This window comes from uncultured Dubosiella sp. (assembly GCF_964018005.1).
GTDB lineage: Bacteria > Bacillota_I > Bacilli_A > Erysipelotrichales > Erysipelotrichaceae > Dubosiella > Dubosiella muris.
Genome location: NZ_CAXHOA010000013.1, coordinates 49,387 through 62,456, shown reverse-complemented (window position 1 = coordinate 62,456; position 13,070 = coordinate 49,387). Strand labels below are relative to the sequence as shown.

General features: G+C 49.5%; 18 protein-coding genes, 1 tRNA gene and 2 other annotated features. Of the genes, 18 read left to right on the top strand and 1 reads right to left on the bottom strand.

Going from position 1 to position 13,070, the window contains the following annotated elements:
• The first annotated feature begins 49 nt into the window (after window positions 1–49).
• From ABNS49_RS09850 to ABNS49_RS09795, 12 genes are all read left to right on the top strand, one after another.
• Entirely contained in the window at window positions 50–784 is a 735-nt protein-coding gene (locus tag ABNS49_RS09850) for a putative ABC transporter permease (RefSeq protein WP_135980888.1), read from the top strand.
• A gap of 41 nt (window positions 785–825) precedes the next feature.
• Complete coding sequence (locus ABNS49_RS09845; RefSeq protein WP_135980887.1) at window positions 826–1,308, top strand: hypothetical protein; 483 nt, start codon at window positions 826–828, stop codon at window positions 1,306–1,308.
• Between the two features lie 9 nt (window positions 1,309–1,317).
• Window positions 1,318–1,584: an ACT domain-containing protein gene (locus ABNS49_RS09840; RefSeq protein WP_135980886.1), complete on the top strand. Its 267-nt coding sequence runs from the start codon at window positions 1,318–1,320 to the stop codon at window positions 1,582–1,584.
• A 9-nt stretch (window positions 1,585–1,593) separates the two neighbouring features.
• Entirely contained in the window at window positions 1,594–2,949 is a 1,356-nt protein-coding gene (locus ABNS49_RS09835) for a PFL family protein (protein WP_135980885.1), read from the top strand.
• Between the two features lie 48 nt (window positions 2,950–2,997).
• Window positions 2,998–3,214: a binding site (T-box leader), on the top strand.
• A gap of 53 nt (window positions 3,215–3,267) precedes the next feature.
• Window positions 3,268–4,047 (top strand): transporter substrate-binding domain-containing protein, encoded by a 780-nt coding sequence (locus ABNS49_RS09830; RefSeq protein ID WP_135980884.1) that lies wholly within the window; start codon window positions 3,268–3,270, stop codon window positions 4,045–4,047.
• On the top strand, window positions 4,040–4,711 hold the full coding sequence (locus tag ABNS49_RS09825) for an amino acid ABC transporter permease (RefSeq protein WP_135980883.1): 672 nt from the start codon (window positions 4,040–4,042) through the stop codon (window positions 4,709–4,711). Before ABNS49_RS09830 ends, ABNS49_RS09825 begins: the two co-directional genes overlap by 8 nt.
• Window positions 4,704–5,435, top strand: coding sequence for an amino acid ABC transporter ATP-binding protein (locus tag ABNS49_RS09820; protein ID WP_135980882.1), 732 nt, complete (start codon window positions 4,704–4,706; stop codon window positions 5,433–5,435). The genes ABNS49_RS09825 and ABNS49_RS09820 overlap by 8 nt, the downstream gene beginning before the upstream one ends.
• Complete coding sequence (locus ABNS49_RS09815; RefSeq protein ID WP_135980881.1) at window positions 5,432–6,535, top strand: aminotransferase class I/II-fold pyridoxal phosphate-dependent enzyme; 1,104 nt, start codon at window positions 5,432–5,434, stop codon at window positions 6,533–6,535. Before ABNS49_RS09820 ends, ABNS49_RS09815 begins: the two co-directional genes overlap by 4 nt.
• A 36-nt stretch (window positions 6,536–6,571) precedes the next feature.
• Window positions 6,572–7,078 carry a DUF1307 domain-containing protein gene (locus ABNS49_RS09810; RefSeq protein ID WP_135980880.1) on the top strand — a complete coding sequence of 169 codons (507 nt, stop codon included), beginning with the start codon at window positions 6,572–6,574 and terminating at the stop codon, window positions 7,076–7,078.
• A 55-nt stretch (window positions 7,079–7,133) separates the two neighbouring features.
• The gene (locus ABNS49_RS09805; protein WP_135980879.1) at window positions 7,134–7,763 is read left to right on the top strand and encodes a metallophosphoesterase; all 630 of its coding nucleotides are present in this window, start codon (window positions 7,134–7,136) and stop codon (window positions 7,761–7,763) included.
• A gap of 22 nt (window positions 7,764–7,785) precedes the next feature.
• Window positions 7,786–8,535 carry a GntR family transcriptional regulator gene (locus ABNS49_RS09800; protein ID WP_135980878.1) on the top strand — a complete coding sequence of 250 codons (750 nt, stop codon included), beginning with the start codon at window positions 7,786–7,788 and terminating at the stop codon, window positions 8,533–8,535.
• A gap of 181 nt (window positions 8,536–8,716) precedes the next feature.
• Window positions 8,717–8,792: transfer RNA gene (locus ABNS49_RS09795), tRNA-Glu, on the top strand.
• A 70-nt stretch (window positions 8,793–8,862) separates the two neighbouring features.
• On the opposite strand, the gene ABNS49_RS09790 is transcribed toward ABNS49_RS09795, so the two are convergent.
• Window positions 8,863–9,699: a choline/ethanolamine kinase family protein gene (locus tag ABNS49_RS09790; RefSeq protein WP_168353632.1), complete on the bottom strand. Its 837-nt coding sequence runs from the start codon at window positions 9,697–9,699 to the stop codon at window positions 8,863–8,865.
• A gap of 74 nt (window positions 9,700–9,773) precedes the next feature.
• Here ABNS49_RS09790 and ABNS49_RS09785 point away from each other — a divergent pair, with 74 nt between their 5' ends.
• The 6 genes from ABNS49_RS09785 (at window position 9,774) to rplL (ending at window position 13,031) form a co-directional block, all read left to right on the top strand.
• A complete protein-coding gene (locus ABNS49_RS09785) occupies window positions 9,774–10,190 on the top strand; it encodes a hypothetical protein (RefSeq protein WP_135980876.1) in 417 nt (138 codons plus the stop codon).
• A gap of 13 nt (window positions 10,191–10,203) precedes the next feature.
• Window positions 10,204–10,704, top strand: coding sequence for a tetratricopeptide repeat protein (locus tag ABNS49_RS09780; protein ID WP_135980875.1), 501 nt, complete (start codon window positions 10,204–10,206; stop codon window positions 10,702–10,704).
• 113 nt (window positions 10,705–10,817) lie between these two features.
• The gene (rplK, locus tag ABNS49_RS09775) at window positions 10,818–11,237 is read left to right on the top strand and encodes a 50S ribosomal protein L11 (RefSeq protein ID WP_016320225.1); all 420 of its coding nucleotides are present in this window, start codon (window positions 10,818–10,820) and stop codon (window positions 11,235–11,237) included.
• A gap of 13 nt (window positions 11,238–11,250) precedes the next feature.
• Entirely contained in the window at window positions 11,251–11,937 is a 687-nt protein-coding gene (rplA, locus tag ABNS49_RS09770; RefSeq protein WP_135980874.1) for a 50S ribosomal protein L1, read from the top strand.
• Window positions 11,938–11,965: 28 nt separating this feature from the next.
• Window positions 11,966–12,084, top strand: a sequence feature (ribosomal protein L10 leader region).
• 33 nt (window positions 12,085–12,117) lie between these two features.
• The gene (gene rplJ / locus ABNS49_RS09765; RefSeq protein WP_135980873.1) at window positions 12,118–12,639 is read left to right on the top strand and encodes a 50S ribosomal protein L10; all 522 of its coding nucleotides are present in this window, start codon (window positions 12,118–12,120) and stop codon (window positions 12,637–12,639) included.
• 23 nt (window positions 12,640–12,662) lie between these two features.
• Entirely contained in the window at window positions 12,663–13,031 is a 369-nt protein-coding gene (rplL, locus tag ABNS49_RS09760) for a 50S ribosomal protein L7/L12 (protein ID WP_135980872.1), read from the top strand.
• Window positions 13,032–13,070 lie beyond the last annotated feature (39 nt).

The window sequence follows — 13,070 nt, the reverse complement described above, 5'->3', positions numbered from 1 at the left end:
AGGGAAGCGTTTCGCTTTTCGATACAATGAAAACGAGGAGAGATACACTATGAATCATGAATTGGTTTTACAACTGATGTATGCCTATTTTTACTTTATGGTCTATGCCTTTGGGGGATGGGTCGTTCAAGGGTTGTATGTCGGATACAAACAGCATCGCTTTTTAAACACGGGATTTTATCATGGCCCGTATGTGCCGATTTTCGGGGTAGGGTGCCTGCTGATCATTTACGTCATCGACCCGATTTCCATGAATCCGTTTCTCGTATTTTTGAATACGTTTGTGATTACGAGCGTGCTCGAATACGTGACTAGCTGGTACTTGCAAAAAAAGTATCACCGTCTTTGGTGGAATTATTCGGACAAGCCGTTTAACATTCATGGCCGTGTCTGCCTGCTGAACAGCACGCTGTATGGCGTGGCTGGAATCGCGGTGACGTTTTGGCTGCAGCCGCTCGTACACGATTTAGTCCTTTGGATTCCGTTCGCGTGGCTTTTGGGCATCGAGGCGGTGTACTCGGTTGTGTTTTGGAGCGATGTCGTTTTGACGACGCTCGAAATGCACGAGCATGTCCACGCTTTGGAGGCGCTCCATGCCCACCTGCAAAAAGCGCTCCATGAAACGAACGACAAGCTGAAGGCTGAATACTTGACGCAGGCGCGCCAAAGTCTGGAAAAGATGAAGCAGACGAGCCAGCACTTGAAGGGATTTGTTTCCCAAAAGCTGGAAGAAGGATACGAGCATAGCATTCATACCGTTTTGAAGCACACATCGTCGAAATAGACGATGTTTTTTCTTGCGTGAAATTGTGTTATGCTAGTTTCATGAAAGAAAAAGAAAAATTCCCTTATGAGATCGAGGAAGGAGCCGTCATGGACTATGTGGAGAACCGGTTCATGCTCGTGCTCAAAGACAAGGAATGGACCGAGGAGGAACTCGGCATGCTGGATCCTTTGCGGATCGGGTTTTGTTATACGAACGGACTGGCGATCTTTGTGCTGGAAGGCGGCGACATTGATTCCAGCGACTTTTATTTCAACATTCAGGAATGCGACTGGAAAGACGCGCTTTTGAATGCGGATCAGGTCACGGTGGAAGTGGTGCTTGTCGATCAACACAACGATATTTGCTGGAAACGTTCGAAATCGTTTACGAAAAAAGATTCTTTGATGATTCAGGAAACGTTGAAAAAACAAGCGGAAATCGAGTTTATGCCCGGCGAGTACGACGTCAACATCAGCGGGATGCAAAGCGCGTATGAACCGTTCGAATTGCTGAAGTTCGAACAATGCTTTATGGAAATGTAGGAGGAAAATATGAAAGCGGTAATCACAGTGGTAGGAAGCGATCGGGTTGGCATTTTGGCCATGATCGCCAATGCGTGCGCAAAGCACAATGTCAATGTTCTGGATGTTTCGCAAACAATCGTGGATGGGATCTTCACGATGACCATGATCACGGATTGTTCCGGGGTCAGCGACTTTGAGGCGTTCGCCCAGTTTATGGAAGTGCTTGGCGAGGAAAATTGTCTGATTGTCCGGGTGATGAATCAGGATATTTTCAAAGCGATGCACACGATCTAGGAGGAAACTATGCAAACGAATGAAATTTTGGAAACGATTAAGATGATCGACGAGGAATATTTGGATATTCGCACGGTCACAATCGGAATTTCCCTGCTGGACTGCATCGACCCGGATATTCAGGTCGCCTGCAAAAAGGTGGAGGAAAAAATATGCCGCGTAGCCAAAGACCTCGTGCCGGTCGCGGAAGAAATCTCGCGCACGTACGGGATCCCGATCGTCAACAAGCGAATCGCGGTGACGCCGATTGCCTTGCTGGCTGGCGCTTGCGAAGGCGATCCGGTGGAATTCGCTTTGACGCTGGAGCGCTGCGCGTGCCGGCTGGGCGTCGATTTTATTGGCGGTTATTCGGCGCTTGTCCAAAAAGGCTACACCAAAGGCGACCGCAAGCTGATTGCCTCGATTCCGGAAGCGCTGGCGCGCACCCAGCACGTATGCGCGAGCGTGAACATTGGCTCGACGAAGGCGGGCATCAATATGGACGCGGTCAAGGAAATGGGTGAAATGATTACGAAAAGCGCCGAGCTGACGCAGGACAACAACTGTCTGGGCGCGGCTAAGCTGGTCGTGTTCTGCAACGCCCCGGAAGACAATCCGTTTATGGCCGGCGCGTTCCATGGCGTCGGGGAAGCGGATGCGATCATTAACGTGGGCGTGTCCGGGCCTGGTGTCGTGCGGGCGACGCTGGCAAAAGCATCGAAGCATGCCACGATGGATGAACTGGCGGATTTGATCAAACGGACCGCGTTCAAGATCACGCGCATGGGACAGCTGGTTGGAACCGTGGCGAGTCAAAAACTGGGAATCCCGTTTGGGATCGTCGACTTGTCGCTGGCGCCAACGCCGGCGATTGGCGACAGCGTAGCGTACATTTTAGAGGAAATGGGACTGGAAACTTGCGGCGCCTATGGAACGACCGCCTGTCTGGCGATGCTCAACGACGCGGTCAAAAAAGGCGGCGTCATGGCGACGTCCAATGTCGGCGGACTTTCCGGCGCGTTTATTCCGGTTTCTGAAGACGCGGGAATGATCGCGGCCGCGCAAAGCGGCGTGCTGACGCTCGAAAAGCTGGAAGCGATGACAGCTGTCTGCTCCGTTGGTCTGGATATGATTGTCGTTCCGGGAAACACGCCGAGCACAATTATTTCGGGCATTATCGCCGACGAGGCCGCCATTGGCATGGTTAACTCGAAAACGACGGCGGTTCGAATCATTCCGGCGATTGGCAAGACGGTGGGCGAGGAACTGGATTTTGGCGGTTTGCTGGGCCACGGACCGGTGATGCCGGTCAATATGGAAAACAATGCCGTCTTTGTGAATCGGGGCGGACGGATCCCGGCGCCTTTACAGGCTTTGAAGAATTAATCGAAAAACAGGTTTACATTCGCGGACTTCTATGTTTATAATACTTCCATAAAAACATTGAAGAGAAGAAGTACAAACGGAACAGCTTTTAGAGAAATGACGGTTGGTGCAAGTCATGAAGCAGGAAGTTTGGAACGTGTCTTGGAGTTGCGCTATCGAAGCCGTCGGCGGAGGCAGCGTCCGTGAATTCGCGTTAAGAATGAGGTGTCGTCCATATCCTGTGGACGGAAGTTAGGTGGTACCGCGTAATCATTGCGTCCTTTCATTGTGGAAGGACGCTTTTTTTATGGAGGGTCTGAGGAAAAGAGGAGAAAGAGTATGAACAAATTATTGAAAATCGGGGCGGCGGCTTTGTTGTCGATCGCCACTTTGGCAGGATGCGCATCCGGCTCGAAAGAGGAAAACAGCGAAAAACCAACCGAAGTGCTCATTGGTATTTCGCCGGATTATATGCCTTATGAGGGGCTGGATTCCAAAGGACAGCTGGAAGGGTTTGATATCGACATGACGAAATGGCTGTTCGATTATTTGAATGAAAACGGACGCAACTATACGTATGAGTTCAAGGAACTGTCTTTTGACACGATCATTACGGCGTTGCAGTCGGGACAAATCGACTTGGGTATTTCGGGCTTCACATACGATGAGGAAAGAGAAGGTATTTTCTCGGATTCGTATTACGATTCCGCGCAGGTGATCGTCGTGGACAAGGATTCCGACATTCAGTCTTCGGCGGATTTGAACGGAAAGCTTGTCGGTGCCCAGCAAGGCGCGACCGGCGAAGATGTAGCTAATGGAATCGAAGGGGCCAAAGTGCAGGCAATGCAGGACGTCAAGGTGTTGATGGAATCGCTGAAAGCGCAAGGATTGGATGCGGTTGTGATCGACCAGGCTGTAGCGGACAACTACGCGGCCAATGGCGACTACAAAGTTCTGGACGAGAAGATGCTGGATGAGGAAAACATCATTTATTCCACGGAAGATCATCAGGATTTGATGGACGATGTGAACGAGGCCATCAAGGCGTTCAAAGACAGCGGCGAATACAAAGAGTTGGTAGACAAGTGGTTCGCGGCTTCGGGAGAAGCGAGTGAGTAAGATCTTCACCCCTGAAAATCTTCAATTTTTACTCCAAGGTGCCGGCGTAAGTATTGCGCTGGCCTTTGGTGCTTTAGTGATTGGAGCGGTTTTAGGGGTCATTGGCGCGGCCGGCAAACTGTCGCGGATCAAAGCGTTTAACTGGATTGCCAACATCTATGTTGAATTGTTCCGGGGCACGCCAATGCTGCTGCAAATTTATTTCTTTTATTTAGGCGTGCCTGTCATTATTTCCATGATTACCGGAACCCGGGTACGCATGAACATTTATATCGTGGCGCTTATCGCATTGTCGCTCAACTCGGGCGCATATCAGACAGAACTGATCCGTTCGGGTATTCAGGGCGTGGACAAGGGCCAGTGGGAGGCGTGCGAAACGCTTGGCATTTCGTACTGGACGATGATGAAGGAAGTCATTTTACCGCAGGCGTTTAAGCGGATCGTGCCGCCGCTCGTTTCGGAGTTTATCACGTTGATCAAGGATTCATCGCTGGCTTCGGTTATTGGAACGGCGGAGTTGATGTACCGGACGCAGGCGCTGGGCGCGCGCTACTACAATTATTTGTATCCGCTGATGATCGCGGCGGTCATGTATTTGATCATGACGCTTTGTGTGTCGTGGATTGGAAAGAAAATAGAAAAGAGGTTGGCTGTCAGTGATTAAGGCGGAACATTTATCAAAAAATTTTGGCAAGCTGCACGCGCTCAACGATGTGTCCCTGGAAGTGAAAAAAGGGGAGGTTGTGTGCCTGATTGGACCGTCAGGTTCCGGCAAATCGACATTTTTGCGCTGCATTCATGGTTTGGAGGTGCCGGATCAAGGCACGCGGTATTTGGATGGCGAGCGAATGGACCCGTCCGATCCGAAAAAATATCGGGAACTGCGTTCGCGGATGGGATTCGTGTTTCAGCATTTTAACTTGTTTCCGAATAAAACCGTTTTGGATAACTGTGTTTTGGCGCAGGTATCCGTGCTGAAACGTTCGGAAGACGAGGCGAAAAAGATCGCGCTTGATTATTTGACGAAAGTTGGTTTGCTCGATAAAAAAGATTCGTATCCCAACGCGTTGTCGGGTGGGCAAAAACAGCGGGTGGCGATTGCCCGGGCGCTTTGTATGGAACCGGAAATCATGCTGTTTGACGAGCCGACAAGCGCGCTGGACCCGGAGATGATCAAGGAAGTTCTGGAAGTTATGAAGGAGCTGGCCAATCAAGGCATGACGATGATTGTCGTGACGCATGAGATGGGGTTCGCCCGCAAGGTTGGCAGCCGGGTCGTGTTTTTGGAAGCCGGCAAAGTGATTGAGGAAAGCGATGCGGAAACGTTCTTTACCAATCCGAAAAGCGAGCGGGCGAAGGACTTCCTGAGCAAGGTGTTCTATGAATGAAAATCAAGGACTTTTTATGTGAGCAATGGATGACGGCCTATGAAAAACAGGCCGTTTACAATATGACGGATACTTCGTTTCAGGCGCTGTCGTTTCCGGCTCTTCTGGCTTTGGAACCGGCGGCCTTGGATGATGTCGTTTTGGATTATGGCGACATTACCGGGGATGAGGCGCTAAAAAGGGAAATCCTGAAACTGTATCGTACCGGCAGCGTGGAACAGATCACCTGTATGCCGGGGGCGCTTTGCGCCAATCAGCACGTGATGGACGCGCTGCTGGAAGCGGGCGACCACGTGATCGCGTTTGTGCCGGGATACCAGCAGTTTTACGAGTATCCGCGTTCGCTGGGCTGCGAGGTGACGACGGTTGCGTACGTCGAGGAAGACGGATGGCGTTTTCCGGTTGAGAAAGTCCAGGAGGCGATTCGGCCAAACACGAAGATGATCGTGCTGGCGAGTCCGTCCAATCCGACCGGGACGCGGCTGGACGCGGCTGACTGGCTGGCGCTGGTCGCACTTTGTCGTCCGCGTGGCATTTACATTTTGTGCGACGAAGTGTATCGGGGGCTGGATTTGGAGCGAACGCCTTCGGTTTCGGATTGTTATGAGCGCGGTATCGCGACTTCGTCTTTGTCGAAGATTTTCGCTTTGCCGGGTCTTCGGCTAGGCTGGGTGAAGGCGAATCGGGAAGTGATTGAGCGGCTCAATGTCCGGCGCGACTACACGTTCATTTCCACGGGACCGCTGACAGATCGGCTGGCGCTGGCGGCGTTGCGGCACAAAGAAACGATTTTGGAGGCCAACCGGCGGCGGCTGGCGAAAAATCAGGAAACACTGAAGGCGTGGCTGGCGGACAACGAGTCGTTTTCCGTCGTGCTGGATCCGCTTTCGCCGGTGGCTTTTTTGCGCTACGAGGCTGGCATTCCTTCGACTGCCCTTTGCCAACGGGCGCTGAGGGAGCGGGGTGTATTTTTTGTGCCGGGATCGTGTTTTGAGGTGGATCAGCATCTTCGGCTGGGGATGGGGCGCGACCCGGAAGCGTTTGAAAGCGGATTGACTGAATTTTCAATTTGGTTCAATGAAACGTTGAAAAAGATATAATTTACATGATATTATAACTTTACAAGGGGTGTTGAGATGCGAAAAGTATGGGTTCTGTTTTTTGTCGCGGGCTTGTGTGGCTGTACGCGTGTAAATGAAGCTTCAAAAAATGTAGAAGACACGAAGCAGCCTGCGATGGCGCAGGAAGAAGAAGCGGTTCAACACACTTTGGATTGCACAAAAGAGTCTGACTCGGTGTCTTTACAGGCGCAGGGAGATCACGTGGAGTCGCAGATCCAGACGTTTTATTTGTCGTTTGCGGATCTGGGAATCGGCGAAGGGATGAGCAGCGAGGATATGATGAATGCGATCAATTCATCACTGGCTCGCTCCTATGATGCGCTGCAGGGGGTCGATGCGGTCGGATCGTTAGAGGATAATCGCGTCAAGGTGACGGTAACGATCGACTACAGAAGAGCGGACATTCAAGCGCTGATTGATGCGGGTTTGCTTCACGAAGGAGAAGTGGACACGAAGTATGTCAGTTTAGGGAAGACGCAGACACAGCTCGAAAAGGAAGGGTATTCTTGTACAGTTCAATAACTCAGAAGCGGTATTGGCCCGCTTTTCTTTTATCGGAAGCAAGGGGGATCAGGGATTGAGATACTACATTGCGGATTTACATTTTTTTCATCGGGCGCTCAATGACAAGATGGATGTCAGGGGGTTTGAAGATGTGGAGGAAATGAATGAGTACATGATCAGCCAATGGAACAAAAAAGTCAAAAAGCGGGACGAGGTCGTCGTTCTTGGCGATTTTTCCTGGGGAAACGGCCGCGATACGGCGGAAATCATCGAACGGTTGAATGGCCGGATCTTTTTGATCCGGGGCAATCACGACCGCTTTTTGGACGACAAGGATTTTGACAGTTCCGTATTTGGCTGGGTCAGGGAATATGCCGAACTGAGCGATAATCGTCGAAAGGTGGTGCTGAGCCACTATCCGATCGTGTTTTACAACGGTCAATATCGTCGGGATGAACAAGGAAAGCCAAAGACGTTCATGCTCCATGGTCACATTCATAATACACAGGACCGGGACGATTTGGATGTGTTTATCGACTTTATGGCAACACGAAAACACGTTTCGATTGGCGGCGAGCTTGAGAATGTACCGTGCCAGATCATTAATTGCTTTTGCGTAGATTCTGATTACGAACCGATGACATTGGATGAGTGGATCGAGTTGGATGAAAAAAGAAAGCGTCGTCGAAGGGAAAACAAATAGACGATGAACAAGGTGAGGGTATATGGAGAAATTGAAATCGAAAAAAGGTGGCAAAGCGCTTTATATTCAAATCAAGGATATTTACCGCGAAAAGATTTTGAGCGGTGAATTGAAGCATGGCGACAAGATCGAGAGCGAAATGGAGATCCAGAAACGTTTTGGCGTATCGCGGATCACGGCAAGACAAGCCATTCTCGATCTGGAGAAGGAAGGCATGGTCAATCGCGGCCGCGGCCGCGGGACATTCGTCATTTGGAAACCGGCGATCAAGGAGAAGTTATCGGAGATCCGAAGCTTCTCGCATGAAATGGAACTGCACGGCCGGGTGCCGGGAACAAGCAGTTTCACAATCGACCGCGAACAAGTCGCGGAAAAGGCGGCAAAAATATTCAACCTCGATCCCCGCGAGGAAATGTATTGTTTGCGCCGCGTACGGACCGCGGACGATGTCAAGCTTGTGTACATGGTGTCTTATTTTCCTCTGGACACGGATTTGCCGATTCGGGAAGACAATTCAACCGAGTCCATGTATGAGAAGTTTGAAGTAATTGGAACCGGAAAACCGAAGCGGATCGAAGAGGAGTTCAGCGCGGAAATTCCTTCTGACGAAGTGCGCAATTCGTTGAACATTCCCAAATCTTTGCCGGTTCTGGCCCGCAAGCGGATTTCTTTTGATGAAGAAGACAACATCATCGAGTATACGATTAGCTACTATCGAAGCGATTTGTATACGTACATGAATTCAACCGGAAAAATCATTTATCAACAATAATTTGAGAAAGCGGAGTTTTCCGCTTTTCTTTTTAGTTCGAATACGGTATAGTATGACTGTTCGTTTGGGGAGCGCTTCGAGTGAATGAAAAAAGATTAAAAAAAATCGAAAAAAAATGTTGCACAGGATGATCGCTTATGATATTATAAGTGAGCACTTGGGAAACAAGTTAAAAGTTAACGGCGCGTTGGAGAAACGGTTAACTCACATGCCTTTCACGCATGCATTCACGGGTTCGAATCCCGTACGCGTCACCATTTGTCAATAACGCCTTTAGGTAAAGCATCTAAAGGCTTTTTTTTACATTGTCGAAATAAAAAGCGCTGATTACAGCGCGAGAGTGTGGAGCCATGCGTGGTAGTGGGCCTGTTTTTCCAGGGCGATCGTTTGATAGACGGAGTCGTGGGTGGAGTCGTACAGCATATTGGCCCAATAGCCCCACAAGATGTCTTCGAAACATTCGAACAGGCGGACTTCCTGCTGGGCTTGAAGATCGTTGGCCAATCCATACCCTTCGAAAAAAAGCAGACGTTCTTTTTCGTCTTCGATTTGATTTTCGCTTAAAAAACTCGCGAGATCAAACCGGTAGTCGTTCATGCTGGCGTATTCGTAGTCGATCAAATACAGCCGTCTGGATGTAAACAGCAAATTGCCGTCCACCACATCGTTGTGGCAAAGCGTGTCGGGCCGGTACAGCTTTTGCACCCGGGCAATGACGGCATCCGCTTGCTCAAAATGGACGAGGGGATGCGCGATCCGGCTTCGGTAGCGCTCAAGCTTTTGAAAGGGATCGAAAGCAAAGGAAACGGCCGGTTTTTGATGGAGCGCTTTGAGCGTCCGGCCGACTTGCCACGCTTTGTTTTGCGAGCGAGCCTGGGCGTACGTGCAGGTGTCGGGAATGTAGGTCGTGATCTTGATGCCGTTTTGGGTGTCAAAATCGACGAGCGGCACATCAAGGTCCTTTACGAGCGCGAGCACGCGCGCTTCTTCGTGAAAGCGCAGATCCAGACAAGCGTGGCTGGATCGAGGCGTTCGGACGATGTAGGTGTGGTTTTGGGTTTGCAGGCGATACGACTCGTTGCTGATGCCAAGATTGGTTGGCGTTAGCGTGTACGGCTTGTCGAGGCGTTGGTCGAGCCATTGTTTGATTTGATTCAGATTCATAGGCATATAATATCATGCAAGGAGTTAGAACAAAGCATTTTTGAATGGTATAATTGAACAAACGAGGTGAAATTATGAAACAACCAAATATTCCGCAAATCCCGAAACCCGGCGCAGGATTCGCCGAAAGACCGGTCAAAGAAAGCCGGCTTTGGATCGTGGCGCTTATTTTGGCGCTCGTTTCGATCGTTCTGGCCGTATTTGCGGCTTGGCATGGATTTATTTTAGGTTTTCTTGCTTTGGCGTGCGGCGTGATTGCCTTCGTTCTGGTTTGGAAGGAATTTGAGTGGACGAAGAAGATGCTTTCGCTTTTGATTTTGAGCATTTGCGCGGCCGTGCTTGGGTTTTATTCCTTTGGGACAGGCGTTTACAATATGGTGCAGATGATGCGCTTTTCCTATCCGGCGGGTCATTCTTTTGATTCGGATGACTGGAACGTGATCGACGAGCCGTATTTTGATTTTGAAGAGGACTACGACTTCTGGGACTAAGGCGGTGTTGGCGATGGATCAGGAAGTGTTGCACGATTTAAAAGCCGAAATCAGCCGGCTGCTGGAAAGCGATCAAACGGCGGACGCGTTGCCGCTGCTCAAGCAAGCTGCCAACTGGGGCGATTTGGAGAGCCAGAAAACACTGATGGCGATGTTTTTGGAAAAGGAGCGTGGTGTTGGTTACGATCCGAAAAGCGGATACGAATATGCGCGCTTAGGCGCGATGAATGGCGACCCGAAAGCGATGTATGTCGTCGCCATGATGAATCGGGATGGTGTCGGCTGTCCGAAAAATATGGAGCAGGCGTTCTACTTTATGAAGAAGGCGGCGCAGGCAGAGTATCCGCTGGCGTACGATGGTCTGGCGATGCTGTATTTGAACGGAAAAGGTGTCGCAAAGGATCCTCTGGCGGCCTTGGATTGGATCCGGAAGGCGAAAGAAAGCCTGGATTGGACACCGGCGCTGGAAAAGCATGCGCGTTTGGTGGAGAAAACCGTGGAGAGAATGAAATAAAAAAGATAAAGCTTGCGTTTTATCTTTTTTTTGCTTATAGTTAATAAGCATGCGTGGGAGAACACTCGTGTTCACAAACCACTGCATAAGGCCATTTATAGGAGGAGCGTCTTATGAGCAAGAAAAAAGTAACAAAAGTTTGTAAGTTGCAGTTCATGGCAGGCGGAGCAAAACCGGGACCAGCTTTGGCGAGTGCCGGAATCAACATGCCTCAGTTCTGTAACGCGTTCAACGATGCGACAAAAGACCGCAAAGGCGATGTCGTACCTGTTATCATCACGGCGTACGAAGACAAATCGTTCGATTTCGAATTGAAAACGACGCCAGCAGCCAACATGCTGAAAAAAGCGGCAGGTATCTCGAAAGCCAGCGGCGACCAGAAGCAGACGGCCGGTACGATCACAGTGGATCAGTTAAGAGAGATCGCTGAATACAAAATGCCGGACTTGAACGCAAACGACGTCGAAGCAGCGATGAAGATCGTTGCCGGAACTGCCCGTAACATGGGTATCAAAGTCGAAGGAATGGAATAAGGAGGAACGATCCATGGCAAAAGTAAGTAAAAGATTTGCGGAAGCTGAAAAATTAGTCGATCGTGATCGTCTTTATTCAGTGGAAGAAGCTGTTGCGCTCGCGAAAAAAGCCGCAACCGCAAAATTTGATGAAACTGTTGAAGTAAGCTTCAACTTGAATGTAGACCCTCGTCATGCGGATCAGCAGATTCGTGGTGCGATGGTACTGCCGCACGGAACGGGAAAAACGCAGACGGTTGCGGTAGTTGCCGAGGGTGATAAAGCGAAAGAAGCGGAAGCTGCCGGCGCCGATTTTGTTGGTGCTGATGAGCTGATCCAGAAAATCCAGGGCGGATGGTTTGGATTCGACGTTTTGATCGCAACCCCGAACATGATGGGAAAACTGGGACGTCTTGGTCGTGTACTGGGACCTAAAGGCTTGATGCCAAACCCGAAAACGGGAACCGTGACGATGGATATCGCTAACGCGATAAACGAAGTCAAAAAAGGAAAGATCACTTACCGTGTGGATAAAGAAGGAAACATCAACGTATTGATCGGAAAAATCAGCTTTGATGATGACAAACTGGTAGAGAACTTCCGCGCGATTTATCAAACGATCGCGAAAGCGCGTCCTACGAAAGTAAAAGGAACGTACATTAAAAACCTCGTGCTTTCCACGACTATGGGTCCTGGAATCCACGTTGAGCGTCAAAAGTAATTGACAAATTTGAATTTCAAAGTAATATAAGATTGTTATCAATATTCCAAAGACAGTAACGGCAGTTTTGCTTAATCATGTTACCGAGGGGTCATACATAAAAATGATGTGTAAGCCTGCCCTCGTGCGGGCTTTTCTTTTGAATATTGTAACGATATACAGAAAGAAGAGGTGGATCGGATGAACAAAGATATCCTTGCCCAAAAGGAAGCCGATGTCAAAGCTCTTACAGAAAAAATGGAGGGCTCCAGCTCGATCGTCATGGTGGAATACCGTGGATTGACTGTGAAGGAATTGACGGAACTTCGTCGCGCTCTGCGTGCGGAAGACGTGGATTTCAAAGTGTACAAAAACACGACAGCACGTCGTGCGGCTGAAAATCTGGGATATGAAAAGTTCGCAGAAACTTTAAAAGGACCGAACGCATTGGCGTTTGGTAAGGATCCAGTTGCTCCAGCTCGTGTACTCGCAAAATTTGCGAAAGGACACGATAAACTGATTTTGAAAACTGGTATCGTTGACGGTGACGTGGTCGATGAAGAAATGATCAAAACACTGTCTGCATTGCCGAACAAGGAAGGCATGCTCGCCAAATTTGCGTCTGTATTGAACGCGCCGGTTGTTAAATTCGCAATGACGATCAAAGCGTTGGCGGAAGCAAAGGAAAACGGAAGCGCCCCAGCTGAAGAAGCTGCCGCGTAATACAATATTAGGAGGAAAAGAAAATGGCTAAATTAACTCAGGAAGAAATTCTTTCTTACTTGGAAGAAGCGACAATTTTAGAACTTAACGATTTAGTAAGCGCAATCGAAGAAAAATTCGGTGTTGTAGCCGCTGCTGCCGTAGCTGCTCCAGCCGCTGCTGAAGAAGCTGCAACAGGTCCTACGGAAGTAACTGTTACGTTGACTTCTGTTGGTGGAACGAAAGTTGCTGTCATCAAAGCCGTTCGTGAAATCACTGGTCTTGGACTGGTAGACGCGAAGAAACTGGTTGACTCCGCTCCAGCTGCAATCAAAGAAAACATTGCTCCAGAAGAAGCAGATCAGATTAAAGAAAAACTGATGGCTGCTGGCGCAACTGTTGAAATTAAGTAATCGAACCAAGTAAAATCAAAAGTCCTGTTTTGCGGGACT